Annotated in this window: 23 protein-coding genes; 6 read left to right on the top strand and 17 right to left on the bottom strand. The window is 72.2% G+C overall.

Translation table 11 applies throughout. The features are described from left to right. Positions 1 to 17: 17 nt before the first annotated feature. The 9 genes from DEJ09_RS10075 to DEJ09_RS18485 form a co-directional block, all read right to left on the bottom strand. Positions 18 to 1,103, bottom strand: coding sequence for an NAD-dependent epimerase/dehydratase family protein (locus tag DEJ09_RS10075; protein WP_111088412.1), 1,086 nt, complete (start codon positions 1,101 to 1,103; stop codon positions 18 to 20). After that, positions 1,103 to 2,296 carry a zinc-dependent alcohol dehydrogenase gene (locus DEJ09_RS10070; RefSeq protein WP_071404842.1) on the bottom strand — a complete coding sequence of 398 codons (1,194 nt, stop codon included), beginning with the start codon at positions 2,294 to 2,296 and terminating at the stop codon, positions 1,103 to 1,105. Before DEJ09_RS10070 ends, DEJ09_RS10075 begins: the two co-directional genes overlap by 1 nt. A gap of 145 nt (positions 2,297 to 2,441) precedes the next feature. Then, a complete protein-coding gene (locus DEJ09_RS10065; protein WP_258373861.1) occupies positions 2,442 to 3,146 on the bottom strand; it encodes an aminoglycoside phosphotransferase family protein in 705 nt (234 codons plus the stop codon). Between the two features lie 301 nt (positions 3,147 to 3,447). Continuing rightward, complete coding sequence (locus tag DEJ09_RS10060) at positions 3,448 to 4,035, bottom strand: TetR/AcrR family transcriptional regulator (protein WP_051597141.1); 588 nt, start codon at positions 4,033 to 4,035, stop codon at positions 3,448 to 3,450. Beyond that, positions 4,025 to 5,545: an MFS transporter gene (locus DEJ09_RS10055; protein WP_111040079.1), complete on the bottom strand. Its 1,521-nt coding sequence runs from the start codon at positions 5,543 to 5,545 to the stop codon at positions 4,025 to 4,027. The genes DEJ09_RS10060 and DEJ09_RS10055 overlap by 11 nt, the downstream gene beginning before the upstream one ends. A gap of 77 nt (positions 5,546 to 5,622) precedes the next feature. Then, positions 5,623 to 6,258, bottom strand: a complete 636-nt coding sequence (locus DEJ09_RS10050) for a DNA alkylation repair protein (RefSeq protein ID WP_181433326.1) — start codon at positions 6,256 to 6,258, stop codon at positions 5,623 to 5,625. Further along, the gene (locus DEJ09_RS10045) at positions 6,255 to 7,058 is read right to left on the bottom strand and encodes a sulfite exporter TauE/SafE family protein (protein WP_111088409.1); all 804 of its coding nucleotides are present in this window, start codon (positions 7,056 to 7,058) and stop codon (positions 6,255 to 6,257) included. Before DEJ09_RS10045 ends, DEJ09_RS10050 begins: the two co-directional genes overlap by 4 nt. 26 nt (positions 7,059 to 7,084) lie before the next feature. Next, positions 7,085 to 7,357 carry a sigma factor-like helix-turn-helix DNA-binding protein gene (locus DEJ09_RS10040; RefSeq protein ID WP_220034926.1) on the bottom strand — a complete coding sequence of 91 codons (273 nt, stop codon included), beginning with the start codon at positions 7,355 to 7,357 and terminating at the stop codon, positions 7,085 to 7,087. A 400-nt stretch (positions 7,358 to 7,757) separates the two neighbouring features. Next, entirely contained in the window at positions 7,758 to 8,954 is a 1,197-nt protein-coding gene (locus tag DEJ09_RS18485; protein ID WP_111028636.1) for a peptidoglycan DD-metalloendopeptidase family protein, read from the bottom strand. Positions 8,955 to 9,113: 159 nt separating this feature from the next. Between DEJ09_RS18485 and DEJ09_RS10030 the strand changes: the two genes are divergently transcribed. Continuing rightward, on the top strand, positions 9,114 to 10,994 hold the full coding sequence (locus tag DEJ09_RS10030) for a gamma-glutamyltransferase family protein (RefSeq protein WP_111088407.1): 1,881 nt from the start codon (positions 9,114 to 9,116) through the stop codon (positions 10,992 to 10,994). Between the two features lie 143 nt (positions 10,995 to 11,137). Here DEJ09_RS10030 and DEJ09_RS10025 read toward each other — a convergent pair whose 3' ends face one another. Together DEJ09_RS10025 and DEJ09_RS10020 are read right to left on the bottom strand one after the other, a co-directional pair. Next, positions 11,138 to 12,181, bottom strand: coding sequence for an NAD(P)-dependent alcohol dehydrogenase (locus DEJ09_RS10025; protein ID WP_111088405.1), 1,044 nt, complete (start codon positions 12,179 to 12,181; stop codon positions 11,138 to 11,140). 22 nt (positions 12,182 to 12,203) lie between these two features. Continuing rightward, the gene (locus DEJ09_RS10020) at positions 12,204 to 12,818 is read right to left on the bottom strand and encodes a DUF805 domain-containing protein (RefSeq protein ID WP_111088403.1); all 615 of its coding nucleotides are present in this window, start codon (positions 12,816 to 12,818) and stop codon (positions 12,204 to 12,206) included. 123 nt (positions 12,819 to 12,941) lie between these two features. Here DEJ09_RS10020 and DEJ09_RS10015 point away from each other — a divergent pair, with 123 nt between their 5' ends. The 3 genes from DEJ09_RS10015 (at position 12,942) to DEJ09_RS10005 (ending at position 15,326) form a co-directional block, all read left to right on the top strand. After that, positions 12,942 to 13,382 carry an OsmC family peroxiredoxin gene (locus DEJ09_RS10015; protein WP_027467170.1) on the top strand — a complete coding sequence of 147 codons (441 nt, stop codon included), beginning with the start codon at positions 12,942 to 12,944 and terminating at the stop codon, positions 13,380 to 13,382. Positions 13,383 to 13,495: 113 nt separating this feature from the next. After that, a complete protein-coding gene (locus tag DEJ09_RS10010) occupies positions 13,496 to 13,750 on the top strand; it encodes a hypothetical protein (RefSeq protein ID WP_111040058.1) in 255 nt (84 codons plus the stop codon). Between the two features lie 58 nt (positions 13,751 to 13,808). Continuing rightward, positions 13,809 to 15,326 (top strand): threonine/serine exporter ThrE family protein, encoded by a 1,518-nt coding sequence (locus DEJ09_RS10005; RefSeq protein ID WP_111040059.1) that lies wholly within the window; start codon positions 13,809 to 13,811, stop codon positions 15,324 to 15,326. Positions 15,327 to 15,429: 103 nt separating this feature from the next. Here DEJ09_RS10005 and DEJ09_RS10000 read toward each other — a convergent pair whose 3' ends face one another. Continuing rightward, a complete protein-coding gene (locus DEJ09_RS10000) occupies positions 15,430 to 15,624 on the bottom strand; it encodes a DUF2795 domain-containing protein (protein ID WP_027467172.1) in 195 nt (64 codons plus the stop codon). A 91-nt stretch (positions 15,625 to 15,715) separates the two neighbouring features. After that, positions 15,716 to 16,399, bottom strand: coding sequence for a TetR/AcrR family transcriptional regulator (locus DEJ09_RS09995; RefSeq protein ID WP_111088401.1), 684 nt, complete (start codon positions 16,397 to 16,399; stop codon positions 15,716 to 15,718). Between the two features lie 169 nt (positions 16,400 to 16,568). Between DEJ09_RS09995 and DEJ09_RS09990 the strand changes: the two genes are divergently transcribed. After that, on the top strand, positions 16,569 to 16,886 hold the full coding sequence (locus DEJ09_RS09990; RefSeq protein WP_111024588.1) for a hypothetical protein: 318 nt from the start codon (positions 16,569 to 16,571) through the stop codon (positions 16,884 to 16,886). 98 nt (positions 16,887 to 16,984) lie between these two features. Here DEJ09_RS09990 and DEJ09_RS09985 read toward each other — a convergent pair whose 3' ends face one another. Next, on the bottom strand, positions 16,985 to 17,911 hold the full coding sequence (locus DEJ09_RS09985) for an SDR family oxidoreductase (protein WP_110858602.1): 927 nt from the start codon (positions 17,909 to 17,911) through the stop codon (positions 16,985 to 16,987). A gap of 198 nt (positions 17,912 to 18,109) precedes the next feature. Here DEJ09_RS09985 and DEJ09_RS09980 point away from each other — a divergent pair, with 198 nt between their 5' ends. Further along, complete coding sequence (locus tag DEJ09_RS09980; protein WP_111088400.1) at positions 18,110 to 18,865, top strand: hypothetical protein; 756 nt, start codon at positions 18,110 to 18,112, stop codon at positions 18,863 to 18,865. 6 nt (positions 18,866 to 18,871) lie between these two features. On the opposite strand, the gene DEJ09_RS09975 is transcribed toward DEJ09_RS09980, so the two are convergent. From DEJ09_RS09975 to DEJ09_RS09965, 3 genes are all read right to left on the bottom strand, one after another. Further along, positions 18,872 to 19,654, bottom strand: a complete 783-nt coding sequence (locus tag DEJ09_RS09975; RefSeq protein ID WP_111088398.1) for an endonuclease/exonuclease/phosphatase family protein — start codon at positions 19,652 to 19,654, stop codon at positions 18,872 to 18,874. A gap of 38 nt (positions 19,655 to 19,692) precedes the next feature. Beyond that, the gene (locus DEJ09_RS09970; RefSeq protein WP_111028644.1) at positions 19,693 to 21,195 is read right to left on the bottom strand and encodes an LCP family protein; all 1,503 of its coding nucleotides are present in this window, start codon (positions 21,193 to 21,195) and stop codon (positions 19,693 to 19,695) included. Between the two features lie 137 nt (positions 21,196 to 21,332). Beyond that, positions 21,333 to 21,983: a GntR family transcriptional regulator gene (locus DEJ09_RS09965; protein ID WP_111040062.1), complete on the bottom strand. Its 651-nt coding sequence runs from the start codon at positions 21,981 to 21,983 to the stop codon at positions 21,333 to 21,335. Positions 21,984 to 21,988 lie beyond the last annotated feature (5 nt).

Raw genomic sequence — 21,988 nt, 5'->3', positions numbered from 1 at the left:
GGCCACCCCCAGCCCGCTCAGCCGTGCAGCGGCCCCGACCCCGGAACGTTCGCACCGTCCGCGAACCCGGCCACGAGTGCACGCAACGCTTCTTCGGAGGTGTGTCGGGCCTCCCATCCGAGCACCGACCGGGCGCGGTCGGTCCGCATGATCGGCACGCCGGCGGCGATGTCGATCCACCCGGCGTCCGTCGGCTGCAACCGCAGCCGCCACGTCACCGTCACGATCCCACGCAGCAACCGCAGCGGGATCCGGACGGCACCGAGCATGCCGAAGGCCCGGGCCAGACGCGGCGGGTTGAGCACGGGCGACGCGGCGATGTTGAACGCCCCCGCTGCCCGTCGGTCGACCGCGCGCCAGTAGGCGTCGGCGACGTCGTCGGCGTGCACGGCCTGGAACACGAACGGGTACGGCAACGGCAGCACGAGCCAGCGGATCCACCGCACGATCGACATCGGCACGAGGTGTCCGAGGAACAGCCCCCGGATCTCGGCGGCGGCGTCCCGCTGGAAGATCAGCCCCGGGCGGAGCCGGGTGACGGTCACGGAAGGGTGGTCGGCCTCGAACGCGTCCATCGCCGCTTCGTTCGCGGCCTTGTGGATCGAGTACGTCGCCGTCGGGATGCCGTCGGCGGGCCAGCTCTCGTCCACGGGGGTGCGCTTGCCGTCGACGTCCACCCCGCGGTAGGCACCGACCGACGACGCGACGACGACCTGGGGTACCTCGGCGCGCGCGACGGCCGCCAGGACGTTCGCCGTCCCGGTCACGTTCGTGCGGTGCTGCGCGGGGATGTCGTGCGTCGGCTGGAGCGCCCACGCCAGGTGGATGACGGCATCGGCGCCCTGGAACACGGCCGTGAGCTGGTCCACGGCGTCCGCGGCGCCGACGTCCACGGCGTGCCAGACGGCAGCAGCATACGGCTCCGCGCGCAGGTCCGGCAGGCGCCGGGCGACACCGACGATCTGGACGCCGGCAGCGTCACGCGCGACGTCACCGGCGGCGTGACGGCCGCCGTCACCGTCGCCGTCGGCGCGCACGGCCGCGAGCCGACGGAGCACCGCCGTCCCCACGTTGCCGGTCGCGCCGACGACGACGATGCGCATCAGGCCGCGGCCATCGCGGGGTCGAGCACGACCTTGACGCAGTCGTCCTGCTTCTTCTGGAAGACCTCGTACATGTGCGGGGCATCCTCGAGCGAGACGCGGTGGGTGGTCAGGTCGAGCGTGCCGAGCGGGTCCGACGGGTCGGAGACGAGCGGCATGATGTCGTCGATCCAGCGCTTCACGTTGCACTGGCCCTCGCGGATGGTGATCTGCTTGTCGAACAGCGTCATCATCGGCATCGGGTCGGCCATGCCGCCGTAGACACCGCTCAGCGAGACGGTGCCCCCGCGGCGGACCAGGTCGATGGCAGCGTGCACGGCCGCCAGGCGGTCGACGCCGGCCGTCTCGATCGCCTTCTGCGCGAGCTTGTCGGGCAGCAGGCCGGCGGCGCGCTGGGCGAAGCCCGCCATCGGGTTGCCGTGGGCCTCCATGCCGACGGCGTCGACGACCCCGTCGGGGCCACGGCCGTCGGTCAGGTCGACGAGCTCGGGCACCAGGTCCTTCGTCAGGTCGAACACCTCGGCACCGTGCTTCGCCCCGAGGTCACGGCGGACCTGCTCGGGGTCGACGGCGAGCACGCGGTAGCCGAGGTGCTTGCCGATGCGGGCGGCGAACTGGCCGACCGGGCCGAGGCCGAGCACGGCGAGCGTGCCGCCCTCGGGCACCTGGGCGTACTGCACGGCCTGCCACGCGGTCGGCAGGATGTCGCTCAGGAACAGCCAGCGGTCGTCGGGGGTGCCGTCGTCCGGCACGACGATGGGGCCGTAGTCGGCGTGCGGCACGCGCAGGTACTCCGCCTGGCCACCCGGGACCTGGCCGTACATCTTCGTGTAGCCGAACAGCGAGGCACCGGTGCCGTACTCGGTCACCTGGGTGGTCTCGCACTGCGACTGCAGGCCGTGCTGGCACATCCAGCAGTGGCCGCAGGAGATGTTGAAGGGGATGACGACCCGGTCGCCGACCTTCAGGTTCGTGACGCCGGATCCGACCTCTTCCACGATGCCCATCGGCTCGTGGCCGAGGACGTCGCCGCGGTCGATGTACGGGCCGAGCACGCGGTACAGGTGCAGGTCGGACCCGCAGATCGCCGTGGAGGTGATCCGCACGATCGCGTCGGTCGGCTCCTGGATGGTCGGGTCGGGGACGGTCTCGACGGACACCTTCTCGGTGCCCTGGTAGGTCAGTGCGCGCACGTTGCGTTCCTCTCGTGGTCGCTTCGAGCCGGCCTGGAGGCACGACTCGCGTTCCCCTCCTCGGTACGCGCCCGCCCCGTGGACGCTCCCAGCCCCGCGTCCCCCTCGCGGACGTCGGCGCGGGTGGACAGCGGTGGTCGCGACCTCAGGCGAGGACGGCTGCGAGGACCCGCTCGTGCTCGTCGCGACCACCCGGTCCGGCACTGCCGGCGAGCATGATGAGCGCCTTCCACAGCGCCCAGCCCCGGGCGCGCGCCCATGTGTCGTCGTCCAGGTCGACCGCCTGCCGGAACACCCGTCGCGCCGGGCCGTCCAGCATCGTCCACGCGAGCACGAGGTCGCACGCCGGGTCCCCCACGCCGCACGTGCCGAAGTCGATCACCGCGCACAGCCGCCCGGTGTCGTCGACCAGCAGGTTGCCCGGGGCGACGTCGCCGTGGAACCAGACCGCCGGCCCGTCCCACCGGCTGGCGAGGGCCTCGGCCCAGACCGCTTCGCACGCGCCGCGGTCGACGACGGTACCGCCGGTCCTGCCGCCGCCGCCGCCGCCGCCGCCGAGCGTGTCGAGCGCCGTCCGCACCTCGGCGTCGTACACGGACGGGTGCTCGCCGCGGTGGAACGAGTGCGCGCCGGCGGTGGGGCCGCCCGTCGCCGGGACGCTCCGGAGCTGCCGGAGCACGGCACCGACCCCGGCAGCGAAGCGCTCGTGGTCGAGGTCGTCGACCTGCACGGCGGGCACCCCGTCGAGCCACCGCCGCACCGACCACGGGAACGGGTACCCCTGGCCCGGTTCCCCGAGCGCCACGGGCTCCGGGACGGCGACGTCCAGCCGCCGGGCGAGGTACGGCAGGACGTCCTGCTCCTTCTCGACCGCGGCACGTAGCCGGCCGCGCTCGGCAGTCGCACCGACAGGGCGTCCCCGAGCCGGTAGGTGCGGTTGTCCCAGCCCTGGTGGTCGACCTCGCGCACGAGCAGGTCGGCCCAGTCGGGGAACTGCTCCGCGACGAGTCGTTCGACGAGTCCGGCGTCGATCCGGGGCACCTCGGTGTGCATGCCCGCAGCCTAGGCGTCGGACCGGGCCAGCGGTGGGGCCGGTGCGCGCGGGCGGCCAGCGGCGGGGCGGACTCGCACCGGGCCTCCCGGCCGTCGCCTCAGGCGGGTTCTGCCAGGGCGAGCAAGGCGTCGCGCGCGACCGCGAGCTCCCGCTCGTCCAGGTAGGGCGGCATGCCGACCGCGGCCGCGAGGCCCTCGGCCGCGTGCCGGACCACCAGTGCGCGGTCCTCGGGCAGGCCGTCGCGTGCGAACAGCGTCCGCCAGTGCTCGGCGTCGGCGGCGACGGCCGCGGCGATCCCCGGGACGGCCATCAGACCGGGCCAGTGCGACGACGGTGCGAACAGGTCCATCGCCTGCTCGCTGCCGCCGCAGAGCGTCCGGACGTAGGCGCGCAGGACCTTGCCCGGTCGGTTCTCGGCGAGGTCCACGTGCTGCATGACCTCGTCCGTGAACGCGGCCAACCCGTGCTCGACGACCGCGAGCAGGAGTTCGTCCTTCGACGGGAAGTGGTGCAGCAGCCCGCTCTTCGAGACGCCGGCTTCGGTCGCGATCTCGGCGACGCTCACCCGCGTACCGCGCTCGGCGAGCAATCGGCGTGCGGACTCGAGCACGGCCTGCCGCGTGCGCTCGCGGTCGCGGGAGCCGTCGGTGCCGGTGCCGGGGCCCGTGCTGCGGTCAGTGGTCATGCGGTCCATCCTGCCGGTTCGGGATGACCCGGAGCGCGACCACGGCGGCGACCGCGAGCAGCACCGCGGCGCAGACGGAGGCGAGTTGCATGCCACCGGTGAACGCTTCACGGGCGTGCTCGAGCACCGGCGACCCCGGTTGCAGTACCTGGCTCGCCGACGCCAGCGACTCCCGGACCCGGTCCGCGACCCCCGAACCCAGGCTGTCGCCCGTGAGGTCGAGGTTCGACCGGTAGAACGCGGTCTGCAGCGACCCGAGCACCGCGATGCCGAGCGCGACGCCGAGCTCGTACCCGGTCTCCGAGATCGCCGAGGCGGCGCCCGCCCGCTCCCGCGGAGCCGCGGCGACGACCGCGTCCGTCGCCAGCGTCATCGACACCCCGACGCCGAGGCCGACCACGGCGAGCGCGATGGCGATCCCCCAGTACGTCGGCAGCCCCTCGGCGAAGGCGAGTCCGGCCATGCCGACCGCGGCGACCGCCAGCCCGAGGCCGATGGAGCGACCGGGGCCGACGCGACGGGAGAGCAGGCCGATCACGGCGATGACCGCGATGGACGCCAGGGTGGCCGGCAGCTCCGCGGCTCCGGCGAGCAGCGGGGTGAACCCGCGCACCAGCTGCAGGTACTGCGAGAAGAAGAACAGCAGACCGCTCAGCGCGAAGACGGACAGCGAGTTCGCGACCACCGCACCGGAGAACGCCGGGATCCGGAACAGCTGCAGGTCGATGAGCGGCGTGGTCAGGCGTTTCTGCCGCCGGACGAACCACCAGCCCGACGCGAGCCCGAGCAACGCGGTCGCCGGCACCGTCCAGTCGAACCCGTGCCCGGCGACGTGCTTCACGGCGTAGACCAGCGGCACGATCGCGAGCACCGAGAGCACCGCGGAGAGCAGGTCGATCGGGGTCCGGGCGCCGCCGCGGGACTCCGGCAGCAGGAACGCCCCGGCGACGACGATCACCGCGATGACGGGGATGTTGATGAGGAACACCGATCCCCACCAGAAGTGTTCCAGCAGCGCCCCGCCGACGAGTGGTCCGGCCGCGGCACCACCGGTCGCGCCCGCGGACCACACCGCGATGGCGGTGGTGCGCTGCCGCGGGTCGCGGAAGATCGTGCGCACCAGCGACAGCGTCGAGGGCATCAGGGTGGCGCCGGCGACGCCGAGGAGTGCCCGTGCGGCGATGAGCAGCTCCGGGCTCGAGGCGAAGGCCGCAGCGGCCGATGCCAGTCCGAACGCGACGGAGCCGAGGAGCAGCAGGCGCTTCCGACCGATCCGATCGGCGACGTTGCCCATCGTGACGAGCAACCCGGCGAGTGCGAACGAGTAGACGTCGCCGATCCAGAGCACCTGGGTCGCGGTCGGGTCGAGGTCGGCGGTCAGGGACGGCACCGCCAGGGCCAGCACGGTGCCGTCGATCGCCAGGAGCACCACGGCCAGGGTGAGGACGCCGAGGGACGCCCACTCACGGACGGAGGCGCGGTGGGTCGGGGTGGTGCTGGTCGTGGTCATCGGTCGACCGTAACCGACCATTTGGTCGGTTGGGCAGACTGCACAGTCGGTTCACAGCACAGCACAGCGCCGCTCGGTCAGCCCCGCAGCCGGTCACGCTCCCCTGGCGGCAGGTGCTCGGTCGCCGTCCGGCGGGCAGCCGGGCTGAGGAACCGGCCGCTCTGCTCGAGGAACGCCACGAGCGCCGCCTCGGACGCCCGCTTCCCCGTCTCGCGCAGGACCAACCCGAGCGCCGACTGCACCGTCTCGCTGCGCTCCCGCACCAGGCGGCCGGCGATCCCGAGTGGCACCTCGGCGTCGCCCTGTTTCACGAACGCCAGGGTCGCCACGACCGCGATCCGACGGACCATCGCGACGTCGGACTTCGCCAGCGCGAACAGCGGACCGGTCGAGGCGCCCACCAACGGGGCGCCGACGAGTTCCTCGGCGGCCAGGTCGACGAGCACCGGGTCTTCGAGCCGCTCGGCCTTCGCCGCGGACAGGTACTCGTCGGTGAGCTCCGGGTCCGGCTGCGCCCGCATCGCCTGCACGAACAGCAGGACGGCGACGAGCTTCGCGCCGTCGTCCTCGCTCCAGAGCAGCGCCGAGCGCTCCCCCTCGTCGAGGTCGTGGAACTGCCGCGCGACCCGGCGGGCCGCGGCGACATCGCCGGTGGTGCGGGCGAATGCCGCCAGCACGGCTTCCGCGTCCCGCCCTGCCTGGAGGCCCGTCACGCGACCTCCCCGTCGCTCGCGTCGTTCTGTGGTGCCCTCCGACGCCCGCGGCTGAGCACGATGACCGCGACGACCACCAGGAACGCCGCGAACATCCAGGTGCCCACCTGCGGATCCACCAGGCGCGCCAGCACGGCACCGCCCGGCGAGCACACGGCGGCGGTGACGCCGACCGTCAGCCCGACCCGCAGGTCGACCGCGCGACGCCGGAGGTTCGCGACCGTCCCGGACACCGACGTCGGCACCATCGTGAGCAGCGACGTGCCCTTCGCCAGCAGGTCGCCGGCACCCAGCACGACCTCGAGCCCCGGCACGATGACGACCCCGCCGCCGACCCCGACGAGCCCGGACAGCACCCCGGACAGCAGCCCGAGCAGCAGCAGGACGATCGCTTCGACGACGCCGAAGTGCACCTCGCCACCGCGGGTCGGCACCGTGGTGAACAGCGACACGAGCACGACGGCGATGAACCCGACGAAGATCCACGGCAGCGCGCGGAGGGGCAGGGCACGGAGGAGCCGGGTACCGATCGGGGCGCCGATGACGCTGCCGACCGCCAGGGTCAGGGCCGCGAGCCAGTGCACCTCGCCCTGCACGGCGTAGGTGACCGCGCCGACGACGGCCGCGGGGGCGATCGCCACGAGCGATGTGGCCGAGGCCCGACGCTGGTCCATCTGTGCGAAGGCCATGAGCGCCGGCACCACGATGACCCCACCACCGACGCCGAACAGCCCGGACAGGACGCCCGCCAGGACCCCGATCGCCACCAACACGAGCACCGTTCCGCCGCGCTTCCTCATCCCGCCCAGGCTATCCGCGCCGCGGGCTACGACGCAGCGAGCGCCGCCGGCTCACCCTCGTGCACGAGCTGGTGCACCCGCTGGCACGAGACACCGAGGACGACCGCGATGTCCCGCAGGGTGAGGCCGTCGTCCTTCAGCGAGACAGCGATGGCCCTGCGGAGCGAGAGCGCGCGGGCCTCCTTCACCTCGGCCTCGGCGCGCAGCGCGGTCGCCTCTTCGAGCGAGCGCGCCAGGGCTGGTTCGAGCTCGGCACGGATGACCACGGTGACGTCGTCCTGATCGACCTCGGCGACCAAGGCGATCGCTTCACGCTGGGCATCGGCAGCGAGGTCGAGCCGACGGACCTGCGAGATCGCGCCGGGGAACTGGTCGTTCTGCTCGAACTGCTTGAAGAACGCCCGAGCGGTGCCGTCGGCGAACTCGGAGTGCCGTCCGACGGTGCTCCGAGTCGACCCGTCGACGATCCCGGTGTTGCACTGTCCACTGCCCTTGATTCCTCAACGCAAGCGACAGAGACAGAGCGGGATGTCGCCACCCTCGCACCGAGCGGGGGCGGCCAACGAGTGAGCAGAAAAGGTCGAGTGACCTCGAGCCACCCGACCTTTTCTGCTCACCCGATGCGCGGGGCGGGGTCGCGCGCGACACACGCGACGTGCGACGAACCCCACGCCCGCGCCCCGCACGCCCCGCCCCGCCTCAGCGGAAGTGCATGTTCTTCAGCGGGTCGACGAGGGTGCCGTTCCGCCGCGTCTCGACGTGCACGTGCGGCCCCGTCGACTGCCCGGTGTTGCCGGACTTCGCGATCTCGGTGCCGAGCTTCACGATCTGCCCCTGCTTCACCTCGATCTTGCTGAGGTGCGCGACCAGCACCGCCGTCATGCCGTACGTGACGACGATGTAGTTGCCGTAGGCCGCGTCGTTCGCGATGGTCTTGGTGACCGTCCCGGTCCCGGAGCCGTACACGGCCGTCCCCACCGGCACCGGGGCGTCGGTGCCCTGGTGGTAGCGCGGCACGTGCCCGGCGCCGCGGTCGTCGCCGTACCGGCCGGTGATCTTCGTGCCGTTGACGGGCCAGGCCAGGCCGGTGACCGGTCGGCTCGACCAGACCCGGGTGTCCTTCGCGCCGTAGAGCACGACGTTGCCGTCGACCTGGACGAGCAGGTTGCCCGACCCGGCGGTGCTGGTGCGCGAGCTCCAGAGCGCGACCTTCTTGCGTGAGGCGTCACGGGTCCAGATGACGAAGTTGCCCTTGGCCTGCAGCTCGGCCCAGGCGCCCGGGTGCCCGCCGGTGCGCGACTGCCAGACGACGCGACCGCTGACCTTCTGCACCAGGTTGCCGTCGGTGCGCATGTTGAGGATGCGCGTGTTCGAGGTGTCGGATCGCAGCACGGTGCCGCCCAGGATGGTGTTCCCCGACGGGACGCGGTCCTGGTAGCCGTTCCAGCTCACGACCACGGTCTTGCCGGCGAGCAGCGCCATCGTGCCGTCGGCGCGCACCTTCAGTGCGGTCGAGTTCACGGTGCCGGCCGAGGCCCATCGGGCCACACGCTTGCCGTTCTTCGTGATGTCGAGGGCGCGGTTCTTGCCGACCACGGCGATCGCGCCGGAGTTGCCGGCGGTGTTCGACGCCCACAGCACGCGGTTGCCGATGCCGTACTCGACCAGGTTGCCGTCGCCCTGCATGATGAGCTTGAACTGGCCGTTCGGCGACGTGACCTGGTCCCCGGGCAGGATCTTGGTGCCGGCCGGGGCCGAGCCGACCCAGACCGCAGAGGCCGCTGCCGGTTCGGCTGTCGCCACGAGCGCCCCCGCCGCCAGGGCCAGTGCCGTCACGGCGCCGGCGATGCGTGGGAGTCGGCGCGCACGTGCGACGGTCGACGGAGTGGTGGTCATGGATCCCCTGCCCTGGAACCGACCGTGCGAGCGCGCGGTCGTTCGGCGCTCGCCCTGCACGAGTCGCCGAACGATGTTCGCTTTTCTGCGCGGGGTGCACAACCCCTTGGACGGGGGGTGTACAGCACGGGAGTATTCGCCGCGGGACAGGATGGGACCATGTCGACGCCGAACCCCGCCTTCGTCCCTCCCGCTGCGCAGACCACCCGTCCGGACCTGCGGGGCACGTTCGGGATGGCGGCCTCGACGCACTGGATCGCGACGGCGACCGCCCAGTCGGTGCTCGAGCGCGGCGGCAACGCCTTCGACGCGGCCGTCGCCGGGGCCTTCGTCCTGCAGGTCGTGGAGCCCCACCTGAACGGCCCCGGGGGCGACCTGACGGCGGTCTTCGCGACGGCAGCCAACCCCGTGCCGACGGTGCTGGTCGGTCAGGGTCCCGCGCCCGAGGGCGCGACCCCGGAGCACTACCGCGCCGAGGGCCTCGACCTGGTCCCCGGCTCCGGCGCGCTGGCCTCGACCGTCCCCGGCGCCGTCGACGCCTGGCTGCTCCTGCTCCGCGACCACGGCACGTGGGAGCTGGCCGACGTCCTCGCCCCCGCGATCGGGTACGCCCGCGACGGACACCCGGTCGCACCTGCGGTGGTCCGGACGATCACCGCCGTGCGCGGCCTGTTCGAGCAGCACTGGCCCACCTCCGCCACGCAGTGGCTGCCGGGAGGCACGGTGCCGGTCTCCGGGGACCTGGTGCGCAACGAGGCACTCGCTGCAGTGCTCGACCGGCTGGTCGAGGCCGGCGCCGGTGCCGGCAGCCGGACCGGCCGCATCGATGCGGCCCGGTCCGAGTGGGCGGAGGGGTTCGTCGCCGAGGCGATCGACCGGTTCGTCCGCGAACCGCACCGGCACGCGTCGGGCACCGACCACGCGGGGGTCATCCGGGCGTCCGACCTGGCGGCGTTCCGGGCGTCGTACGAACCCGCGACGACCGCCGAGTTCCGCGGCTGCACGATCGCCAAGACCGGACCGTGGGGCCAGGGTCCGGCGCTGCTCCAGACACTGCGGCTGCTCGAACCGCTCGACGACGCCCTGCTCGACCCGTCGACCGAGCTCGGCGCGCACACGATCGTCGAGGCGCAGAAGCTCGCCCTCGCCGACCGCGAGGCGTTCTACGGCGACGGCGAGGTCCCGATGGACGTCCTGCTCTCCGACGCCTACGCCGACGAGCGCCGCGCACTGATCGGCGAGCGGGCCTCGGCGGAGCTCCGACCCGGCACGATCGCCGGGGCCGAGCACGCGCTGCCGCCGATCCGCACCTCGTACGACTCCGCCGGGTCGGTCGGGGTGGGCGAACCGACCGTGCAGGTCGCCCGCGAGGCAGAAGCCGACACCGAGGTCCCGCCCGCCGCTCCGCTCGAGGACCGCGGCGAACCGTTCGTCACCCCCGACGGCGAGACCCGCGGCGACACGTGCCACATCGACGTCGTGGACCGCTGGGGCAACATCGTCAGCGCGACCCCGTCCGGCGGGTGGCTGCAGTCGTCGCCGACGATCCCCGAGCTCGGGTTCTGCCTCGGCACCCGACTGCAGATGACGTGGCTCGAACCGGGCACGGCCTCGACCCTGCGGCCCGGCGAGCGCCCCCGCACGACGCTGACCCCGACCCTGGTGCTCCGCGACGGGCAGCCGGTCGCCGCGCTCGGTTCCCCCGGCGGTGACCAGCAGGACCAGTGGCAGCTGCTGTTCCTGCTGCGGTGGATCGTCGGCGGGTACTCCCCGCAGCAGGCCATCGACGCACCGGCGCTGCACACCACGTCGTTCCCGGGGTCGTTCTGGCCGCGCACGTGGGAGCCCGCCGGACTGGTCGTCGAGGACCGCCTGGGTGAGGAGGTCATCGCGGCGCTCGAGGCCCGCGGACACGTCGTGACCCGCGGCGGTGACTGGAGCCTGGGCCGGCTGTCGTGCGTCACCCGTGACCCGGACACCGGGATCCTCGGCGCGGCCGCGAACCCCCGCGGCGCGCAGGGGTACGCGGCGGGACGCTGACCGACGCCCGTTCCTTCCCAGAACACCCGCACTGGAAAGTGGAATCGGGCGTACCTGGTCAGAACTTCCGACCAGGCACGCCCGATTCCGCCAGGTACGCCCGATCCGACCAGGTACGCCCGATTCGACCGGGCACGCCCGGTTCAGAGCGTCGGGACGACCACCGCGCGACCCGAGAGCTCGCCGGCCTCAAGCTTCCGGTACGCCTCGAGTGCGTCGGACAGCGCGTAGCGCTCGACCTCGGGGACGATCTGCCCGGCGCGGTACATCGCGACGACCTCGTGCAGGTCCTCGATGGTGCCCCAGTAGGTGTTCGTGATCGTCGACTCGTACGGCGTCGCGAAGAAGTTCCACTCGGTGGTGCCGCCGGCGATCCCGACGACGGTGAACCGCCCGCCGACCGCCATCGAGGCCTGCGCGACCTTGATCGTGGGGGTGGCACCGACGAAGTCGAAGGCAGCGTCGACGCCGCGTCCGCCGGTGATCTCGCGGATGCGCTCGGCCTGGTCCGGGCCGCCGGGGACGGTGATCGCGCCCCGGGCTGCGGCGCGGTCCATCGCGTCCTGCTTCATGTCGGTCGCGATGACCGTGGCACCGGTGAGCGCCGTGAGGATCTGCACGGCGATCTGCCCGAGGCCACCGAGCCCGACGACGAGCGCAAAGCGACCGCCACCAGCCAGGTTCGGCAGGGAGTTCTTGATCGCGTGGTACGGCGTGAGCGCGGCGTCGCTCAGCGGTGCGGCGGCGACCGGGTCGGCGTCGCCGAGCGGCACGAGGTTCCGCGCCGGGACGCTCACGTACTCCGCCATGCCGCCGTCGCGCCCGAGGCCGATCCCCATGTACGGGTTCGTCGCGGCGTTCTCGCAGTAGGTGTCCTGTCCCTTCGAGCAGTACGAGCAGTGCCCGCAGCCGACCGGCCCGTAGACCAGGTAGGCGTCGCCCTCGGCGAAGCCGGTGACCCCGTCACCGACGGCCTCGACCCAGCCGGAGTTCTCGTGGCCGAGCACGAAGGCGGGGGCCTGGGCTCCCGGCTGCCCCTGCTGGAACTCGCGGTACACGGCGACGTCCGAGTGGCAGGCACCGGCGCCGGCGACCTTGAGCAGGACCTCACCGGGCCCGGGGGCGGGCTTCGGGACCTCGGTCAGGGACGGGAAGGTCTGGTACTGCTCGAACACGACGGCGCGCATGGGGTTCTCCTTTGATCGCCCTTCACGCTACACCTGTCGTCGAGGACGACATGTGTCGTCCAGTTGCCTCGGGGTCACGCCCTCCCGCGAACAGTCCACGGTCGAACCGTGCCCCACCGGGACGCGACGACCGCGCCACCATGACACCCAGCACGACCGCACCGAGCGGTCCGGTGAACACGAGGAGCAGGATCCACAGCCCGCTGTGGTCCCGGTCGTGCAGTCGCCGCACGAGCAGCGACCACCGGGGCACGATGGTCAGGATCGTCGGCACGAGGATCGCCAGGTCCCACGCGTCCGGCCAGACGTCCCGCCCACCGCTGCCCCAGCCGAACCACGCCCCCTGCCCGCGGTCGATCAGGTGGAACGAGACCCGCGGTGACGGAACGACCCCGAACGGGTCGACGTACATCTCCCACCGCCCTGCGGTCCCGTGCACGCCGACGACCCAGAGCGCGACCCCGACCAGCGCGAGCTCGAGCGCGATCACCCACCAGAACTCCGAGCGACTCGCCCGCCCGTGGAACCGCCACCCCTGCGTCCAGAACCGGAGCCAGGCGACCACCGGGTTCGTCACGTCGGCCGGCCCCTGCTCGAGTACGGACTCGCGGAAGCCTGTCTTGTCGCTGTCCCCCATGTGCCAGATCGTAGGGCAGACCTGCGTCTTCGCCGTGAGCCCGTTGCGAGAACGTTCGTTCTCCGATTGACTCAGGAGCGGTGGTCCCGTTCGGGGCCGCTCCCCCACACGAAAGGAGCGGGCATGCCCACTCGCACCGCACGCACCGCCTGGAACGGCGGCCTCGAGGACGGTTCCGGCCAGGTCGAACTCTCGAGCTCGAAGGTCGGCACGTACGACGTCTCGTTCCCGAAGCGCACCGCCGAGGACGCCGGGGGCACCACGAGCCCCGAGGAGCTCATCGCCGCCGCACACTCGGCCTGCTACGCCATGCAGTTCTCCGCGGTCCTCGGCGAGGCCGGCGGCACGGTCGAGGCCCTCGACGTCAAGGCCGACGTCTCGCTCGGCCCGGACCCGGCCGGCGGCTTCCGCCTCACCGGCATCGTCCTGACCGTCAGCGGCGAGGTCTCCGGCATCGACGAGGCCGCCTTCCTCAAGGCCGCCGAGGACGCCAAGGCGACCTGCCCCGTCAGCAAGGCGCTGACCGGCGTCGAGATCACGCTGCACGCGACCTTCGAGCAGTAGCGAACGCAGCGCAGTAGGCGCGCGAAGCAGGAACCGTCACCACGTGACGGACGGGAGGCCCGGTGCCAGCTGGCACCGGGCCTCCCGTCCGTCGTCCACCTACGCTGGGTGCCGTGCCCCGCTTCCTCGCCACCCCGACCCTCGTCGCCCTCTGGCTCGGCCTGCTGGCCGTCGTCGTCGGGATCGTGTTCGTGCTGACGGCTCCGACGTTCACGTTCGGCTTCGCCGCCGTCGCCCCGCTGTCCGACTACGCGTTCGTCGCCAACGGCCGACCGTGGCAGCTGACCGCCGGACCGGTCCTCGTGCTGGTGGGCGCGGTCGTCGCGGCGTTCGCCCTCGGTCGTCTGAGCACGCGCCGCCGGGGCTGATCCGAAGGCGTCCAGCGGACGTCCGGACTCGGCCGCCGTCGACTGGCACCATGGCGTGATGGCCGAGCAGCACCCCCCGGGCCCGCACAAGCCGGGCCGCCCACCCCGGCCACGACGCCGCAGCCTCGCGCAGCACGACCTGCGCGACGCACGAGCCCGCCTGCGCGGGACGATCTACGAGCACGTCGAGCCCGACGCCAAGGGGCGCGACCAGTACACGGCGACCCAGATCGTCGACTTCTGCCTCGACCTGGCCGAGGTCATGCTCGCCTCCGGTGCCGACACCCGCAGCGTCGAGACGGCCGTCGTCGCGGTCTCGACGAAGTGGAACCTCGCGCCGCTCGACCTCGACTTCTCCGGCAGCTCGGTGACGATCCAGTACGCCCCGGCCGACGTCCCGCCGCTCGTCAAGGTCCGCACCGTGCGGTCGGACGGCTCCGACCTCGACAAGCTCGCGCGGGCGAACCAGATCGTCGACGACCTGATCCACGACGACCGCGACATGACCTCGGCGGTGAGCGCCCTGGTCGCCGTCCTGCGACTCCCGCCGCGGTGGCCGATGTGGCTGTCGGACGTCGGCCTGTCGATCCTCGGCATCTCGATCGCCGTGCAGGCCGGAGGCGGGTGGCGGGCCGGACTCGGGGCGTTCGTGCTGATGCTCGGGATCATCGTCTCCGGGCGCTGGCTCACCGACCGGGGGTACCCGCAGTTCTTCGTGTCCGGGGCGCAGGGCGCGGTGGCGTCGGCGATCGGCACGCTGGCCATCTGGGCCGGCGTGCTGAACGCGAACGGTGCGGCGACGATGGTGGCGGCACTCGTGGTGCTCCTGCTGCCGCACCCGTCCCTGGTGACCTGGGCGCAGGACGCCATCTCCGGGTTCCGGGCGATGGCCGTGGCCCGGGCGTTCTACATCGGGCTGGTCATCGCGGCGATCGTGGTCGGGGTGCCGGCCGGGATCGCGATGACGCACTGGCTGCGGATCGAGGTCGACCCGTCCGGCATCGTAACGCAGACCCTGCCGCTCTGGGCGTCGCTGTCACTGACCGTGGTGTCAGCGGGCGCGAACTGCTTCGTGCAGCAGGCGAGCGCCCGGGTGATCCCGGTCGCCGTGGTGTTCTCGGTCGCCGCCGGTGCCGCGCTGTGGGCGCTGCGCCAGGCCGGGCTGCCGCTCCTCGGGGCGACGTTCCTGGCGGCGGTGCTGCTCGGGGTGCTCTCGACCTACGCGGCCGTCCGGATGCGCACGGCCGTGGCGGCGATCGCGGTGCCGGCGTTCTGCGGGGCGCTGCTGCCCGGTGTCGCCGTGTCGAACGCCCTGCTGAACTTCATGTCCGGGTCGTCGAGCGCCGCGCTCGACTTCGTGGCAGCGGTGTCCGTGGCACTCGGGATCGGCGCGGGCCTGGTGCTCGGTGGGCTCTTCGCGACGCCCGGTGCCCGTCGAGCGCTCCGCCGGACGCGTCGGGTCGTCGTGCACTCGGTCCACAACGACACCACGGCGCTGCGTGTCATCCGTGACACCGGGTACGACCCCGGCGACGGTTCGGTGCCGCGCGGGTCGCGCTCGAACGGCGCTTCATGAGCTGCGCGGCCGGCACCGCCCCGGAAGACGCTTCGTGAGCAGAAGAGGTCGGGTGCGACGCACGCACCCGACCTCTTCTGCTCACCGAGTGAGTCCGCCGCGCTCAGCCGGCGTCGGACACCGCGCTCGACACCGCGGTCGGGGCGTCGTACTCGCCGTCCGGGATCGCGCGGAGCGCCTCGAGGACGTCGTCCGGGGCGCCCTCCTGCTCGGCCGTCGAGACCACGTCGTCCTTGGACGCCGGGTAGTCGATGCCGCTCAGGTACTTCTGGACCTGGATGGGGTTCGGTGCTGCCATGTCGGTTCCTTCCGTCAGGTTGCGCCTCCCGGAGTACCCGCGGGGCGCTGCACGACGGCGCAAGGAACGCGCTCCGCGGACGAACCGCCGGTCAGATCTCCCAGCTGCCCGAGTCGTCGTCGTCCCACATCGCCAGACGGCGGGCGGCCTGCGGCTCGTACCGCTCCATCCAGCCGCGCTCGAGCCGGGCGACCGCGCGGTCGAACGCCGCCACCAGGTCGAGCTCGGCGCGCAGCAGGGCCTGCAGCTGCAGCCCCTCGTACAGGGCGATGAGCTGCTCGGCACCGCGGCGGGGGTCCATCGTGTGCGGGGCACGGCCGATGGCGACGTCGTGCTCCAGGCCGCGCTTGATCTGCGCGAAGAAGAGCTGGTACCGCGACCGCAGGTAGGTCGCCATCGGGTGCGCCGGGTTGCCCGCGACGGACAGCAGGGCGACGAGCAGGCGCATCAGGGCCGGGTCCTCGGCGTTCGAGGCGACGATGGCGCGGAGCAGGTCCACGGTCGAGCCGTCACCGACCTCGTGCGTGACCTCGTCCATCCGGGCACCGTTCCAGCGGTCCAGCGCGGCGAGGACCAGGCCGTCCCACGACGGGAAGTGCTGCTCCAGCTCGGCGACGCTGATGCCCATCCGCTCGGCGACCTGCACGGGCCGGGCTTCGTGGAAGGGGACGTCCCGGAGCAGGTCGACGGTGGCCCCCACGATCGTGATCCGCAGGTGCAGCGTGGCCGCCGCGGCCGCTGCGGCCTGCGTGTCGGAGCTGGTGTGTTCGAGCATCGTGCCCTCCGTCGTCCCCGGACGTCCTGTCCGTGTCACCCCGGATCCGGGGTACCTCCATCCAAACGCAGAACGGGGGACACCAGAATCCCCGGTACGGGTGTCGGCACAAGGGGGGACAGACCCCGACGTCGAGCCGGTTCGCGGCCGTCCGTGCGACCATGCGGGCATGACCCCGAACGACCCCACAGCCCAGGGACTCGCGACCATGGCCTCGACCGGCTTCGAGTTCGGCGGCGACCCCGAGCAGGTGGCGCACGACGTCCGGGCCATGTGGGAACAGCTCGGACGGCCCGCCGGTGCGTTCGAGGCGGCGGCTCGAGCCATCGCCGTGCTGCCCCAGCGCCCCGAGGTGCCGATCGCCGACCAGGCCCGCCGTCGCGCGTTCGAGCAGGCGATCGGCATCAACCCCGTCGAGGTCGAGCTGGCCGCCGCGATGTCGGCGCGCGAGCTCCTCGAGCGGATGGCGCGCTCCGTCAGCTGCTGACGCGACCAGGCGCCGTGGACCCGACCACACGGACGACGGGAGGCGCGGTGCCCACCGGCACCGCGCCTCCCGTCAGAGCCCCGTCAGGAGCAGGCACCCTACGGCGTCGGCATCCCACCGTCGACGTGCAGCGTCTCGCCCACGACGTACGACGACTCACCGCTCGCCAGGAACACGTAGGCCGGCGCGAGCTCGGCCGGCTGGCCCCAGCGGCCCAGGTAGGTCTGCTCGCCCGCGCTCGGCAGCGCCTCCGGCGGCTGACCGCCGGCCGGCTGCAGCGGCGTCCAGATCGGGCCAGGAGCGACCGCGTTGACGCGGATCCCCTTCGGCGCGAGCTGCGCGGCCAGGCCCTTCGCCATGTTGTTCACGGTCGCCTTCGTGGCCGCGTAGTGCACCAGGTGCGGCGACGGGGCGTACGCCTGGATCGACGTCGTGTTGATGATCGTGGAGCCGGGCTGCAGGTGCGGCACGGCGGCCTTCGTGATCCGGAACGTCGCGTACGCGTTCGTCTTGAAGGTCTCGTCGAACTCCTCGTCGGAGATCTTGGTGATGTCGTCGACGTTCTGCTGCTTGCCGGCGTTGTTCACCAGGATGTCGAGGCCACCGAGCTGCTCGACCGCGTCGGCGACGAGCTGCTCGCAGACCTCGAGCGAGGTGATGTCGCCCGGCAGTGCGACGGCCTTGCGTCCGGCGGCCTCGATGAGCCCGACGATGCGGTCGGCGTCCTCCTGCTCCTCGGGCAGGTACGAGATCGCGACGTCCGCACCCTCGCGGGCGTAGGCGATGGCCACGGCGGCGCCGATGCCGGAGTCGCCACCGGTGACGAGCGCCTTGCGGCCGGTCAGGCGACCCGAGCCGCGGTAGGTGTCCTCACCGTGGTCGGCGGGGACGTTCTGCGCCATCTCCGCGTCGGTGCCGGCACCCTCGAGGTACTGCTCGTCGGGCTTCTTGTCGGCGTACATCTTCGTGGGGTCCTGCATCACGTACTGGTCAGGCCCGGTCTGGTCGTTCTGCTGGTCCGTCATGCCGCCGACGGTACGCAGGGGGTCGCTGCGGGCCGTCCAGGAGGCTGTCCCCCGTTGCGCGGAGCGGCCTGCGCCCGTCGACCGCGCCGTTCCAGGGCCGCAGGTGCGTGATCCTCGTTTGTCACGGTCCGGTGACGGGCAGGCTCCGATTCGGTAACACCTGTCGTTCTGTTCCGATCGAGGCCCTACCGTCGAACGGTGACTCCTCGGACCCTGCTGGCGCTCGGCGCCGCCGTGCTGGCCTTCTCGGCCGGTGCGCTCGCGTTCGACGGCACAACCGGGCTCGGGGCCGACGTGGCCGTGGCCGCCGAGACCTCGCACGACGCCGCTCCGGTGCACGTGACGAAGGCGGAACTCCGCCGGGTGGACTCGATCGAGCTCGACGCCGAGGCTCTCGTGCTCCGGAACGGCGACGACACCGTGGTGGAGTCCTCGATGCGCGACTCCGGGCTGACCGTGAGCGTCCTGAACCGTCTGCTGGGCACACCCTCCCGCACGCAGACAGCCGAGGGTGACGGCGGGGCGTGCTTCCCCGCCGGCACCACCTACACCTGGGGCGGCGCCATCCGCGTCGCAGCCCTGACGACCGACGCGGCGGCCGGCAACGCCGTCGAGATCCGGGTGCTGCGCGACTCGGTCCGCAGCGTGCTCGGCCGGCAGATCGAGCTGACCGGCCCGGGCGGTGTCCGGGTGGGCGACGACATCGCGGACGAGATCGCCGACGCTCCCCGCTCGGAGCGGGTGTCCTACGGCTCGGACGACTCGCGCGCCTGGCAGCTCCTGCTCCGCGAGGGCTGGGCGGACCGGCACGACGATGACGACGACGACGACGACGACGAGTCGAGCAAGCACTCCGACGACGCCGGCACCAACGGGGTCTCCGCCCTGACGAACGAGACGACCGTCACGGTGCTCGGTTCACCGATGCCCGTCCACGCGCAGCGCAGCTGCTGAAGCGACTCAGACCCGCAGTGTCGCGATCACCGGGAAGTGGTCGCTGGCGAACCAGGTCTCGGGACCGTCGTGGTCGATCACGACGCGGTCCACGGCGCTGACGTCGCGGGTGAGCACCCAGTCGATCCGCTCGCCCGAGTCGACCGGCGGCTGCCAGTCGTTGAACGTGGCGGTGCGGTCGGCGGGGTCCCCCGCGGCGAGCCAGGCGTCGGCGAACCCGGCCTCGGCGAACACCCGCGAGGCCGTCCCGCTGCCCGCGGGTTCGTTGCAGTCCCCCGCGAACACGACCGGGCCGGTGGTGCCCGCCAGACGTTCGGCGATGAGCGCGGCACTCCGGCCGCGGACCTCGTCACCGTGCGCACCGGGCTCGTGGTCCAGGTGCGTGGTGAGCAGCGTGAACGCGGGTCCCTCGGCGTCGAGGAACCGGGCGTGGTTCGCGATCCGCGGGTACAGGCTGCCCCAGGTGTTCGAAACGGGCTCGTCCGGGGTGTCCGACAGCCAGAACGACCCCTCGTCGGACGGCCGGAACCGGTCGCGGCGGTAGAAGACGGACGCGTGTTCGCCGGCGTCACCGCCCTCGCGCCCCTGTCCGACGTCGGCGTGGTCCGGCAGGCCGGCACGGAGGTCGTCCATCTGGTGCGCGAAGGCCTCCTGCACGCACAGCAGGTCGGGGTCGTGCCGGCGGATCAGGTCGAGCACGACCGGCAGGCGGGCCGGCCAGTCGTGCGCGGGGTCCGGGTTCTTGATGTTGTAGGTCATCAGGACGATCGGGCGTGCGGCGCTGGTCACACCGTGAACCTACCGATCGGTTGCCCGGCGGGTTCCCATCAGTTGATGCAGGTGCCCTCGGTGCCGTAGTTGTGCACGTCGGTCGACTTGGGCGTCGGCTCCTTCGCGGGCTTCTTCGTCGGCTTCGAGCCGGTGCTCGAACCGCCGGTCGACGGCGTCGAGGCCCCGGCGCTCGGCTCGGTCGCGATCGGCTTGGCGGTCTTGCCGTCGGTGCCGAGCACGAGCGTGACACCGGTGACCGCACTGGTGCGGACGGCGACGGCGCCGGGCACCACGGACGCGATGGCCTTCGCCTGCGACTCCTGACCGGCGGGGTACTGCACCTGGGTGGTCTTCGTCGTCGCGGACGAGCCGGCCGGGGCGACCTGGAAGCCGCGGGCGGTCAGGACCTGCCCCGCAGCCGTCGCTGCGCCCTCGACCCCGCTGCCGTTCAGCACCGTGACCGAGGTGTTCGCCGGCTGTGCGCGGCCGGCCTTCGTGTACGCCTCGGGTTCGCCGACCAGGCCCTGCACGAACGCGGGCAGGCCGACGGTGTCGACCTCGACGATCGACAGGGCGGACCCGTTCACGTAGATGGTCGGCGTGCCGAGCGTTGGGATCGTGGCGGACTGGATGTTGCCGGGCCGCAGGTTGCGCATCTGTGACGCCAGGTCGATGAGGTCGGTGTCGGTCTGGATCGATCCGCCGACGGCCTTGAGGATGTTCCCCATCTTCACCGGGTTGAGCAACGTCCCCGCCGACGTGACCTTCCGGGCCTCCTGCGACAGGAAGTACTGCTGGCGGACGTTGCGGTCCAGGTCACCGTTCGGCAGGCCGTGGCGCTGTCGCACGAAGGACAGCGCCTCCTTCGCGTTGAGCGAGGACTTGCCCGCGGGCAGGTCGACGCCGGAGTACGGGTCGCTGGTCGCCTGGTTGAGGCAGACCTGCACCGGGCCGAGTTCCTTGACGACCTGGTAGAAGCCGAGCAGCGAGACGCGGACGTAGTGGTCGATCTGCAGGCCGCTCAGGTTCTCGATCGTCTTGATGAGCATCTTCGCACCGCCGGTGTCGCCACCGCCGTTGAGCGTGCCGTAGTAGAAGGCGCTGTTGAGCTTGCCCTTGCCGACGTCCGGGATGTCGACGTACGAGTCACGGGGGAACGAGATCATCGTCGCCTGGCTGCCGTCGGCGTTGATGTGCAGGACGATCATCGTGTCGGTGTTCGTCGCACCGCCGTCCGACGTCGTGCTGAGTTCCGCCATCTGCTCGGGGGTGGCGTTCTCCGGCCGGTGGTCGTCCCCGACGAGCAGGATGTTCTGCGCCTTGCCGTCGACGTCGTCCTTCGTGTCCTTCTTGCCGGTGATCGCGTTGACGATCGTGACACCGTCGGACAGCTGGTTGTACGCGTACCCGGCGTACCCGACGCCCAGCAGCAGGGCCATCGTGAGCACCCCCGCGACGGCCGGGAACACGACGCCCGCCCGACGCTTCTGGCGCCCGTGGCGCGGCGTCGCAGCACCGCGGTGTGCGGGCTCGGTCGTCTGCTCGGGTTCGTTGCTCACCGGGAAACCATAACCGCCACGCGGGGAACGGACATGGGATGCGCCTGGAAGGTCACCCCGCACTCGCCGTCACCCCGTGACGGACTGGAGGCCCGTGGCGGCGTCCCCACGGGCCTCCAGTCCGTCTCCTGGTCGCGCTAGCCGCGCGACGGGAGCAGGTGGATCGCCTCCATGGCGAGTTCGGCAGCGATGGGGTCCTTCGCGACGACGGCGTCCTTGAGCTTCGTCAGCTCGGGCAGGATCACGTCGGCCGGCAGGAGCTCGGCGAGCTCCGGCACGCGGAGCTTGAAGGAGAGCCCGTCCGTGGTCGAGTTGCAGAGCTGCACGAGCGAGGGGTTGCCGCACGCATCCGCCCACATGGCGTAGATGCCGGCTCCGTCGCGCGCCACCTGGTCCTGCTCGTCGGCGCTCACCCGCGCGTGCACGTCGTCGAGCATCTTCACGATCTTCTTGCGCTGCGCGTCCGTGAACCGGGGCACCGCGAGCCGCACGACGCCGCCGTAGATCACGCCGAGGGTGCGGTACGCGTCGAGGAGCTCACCCTTCGTCGGCGCCGCGACCCGGGTGTAGCGGTTCGGTGCCATCTCGATGAGGCCGGCCCGGGCGAGCTCGGCGAGGGCCTCACGGATCGGGGTGCGGGAGACCCCGAGCCAGGCGATCAGGTCGTCGTCGTTGAGCCGTTCCCCGGGCTCGAGCGTGCCGTCCATGATGGCGTCGCGGATCTTGTCCTGCACCGTGTCACGGAGGAGCTTGCGCTCGGCAGCGGGCTGCGTCGAGGGAACTGGCATGGGTC

This window comes from Curtobacterium sp. MCLR17_055, from assembly GCF_003234305.1.
Lineage (GTDB): Bacteria > Actinomycetota > Actinomycetes > Actinomycetales > Microbacteriaceae > Curtobacterium > Curtobacterium flaccumfaciens.
The sequence above is the reverse complement of the archived record's forward strand: the minus strand, read 5'-3'. Positions and strand labels throughout refer to the sequence as shown.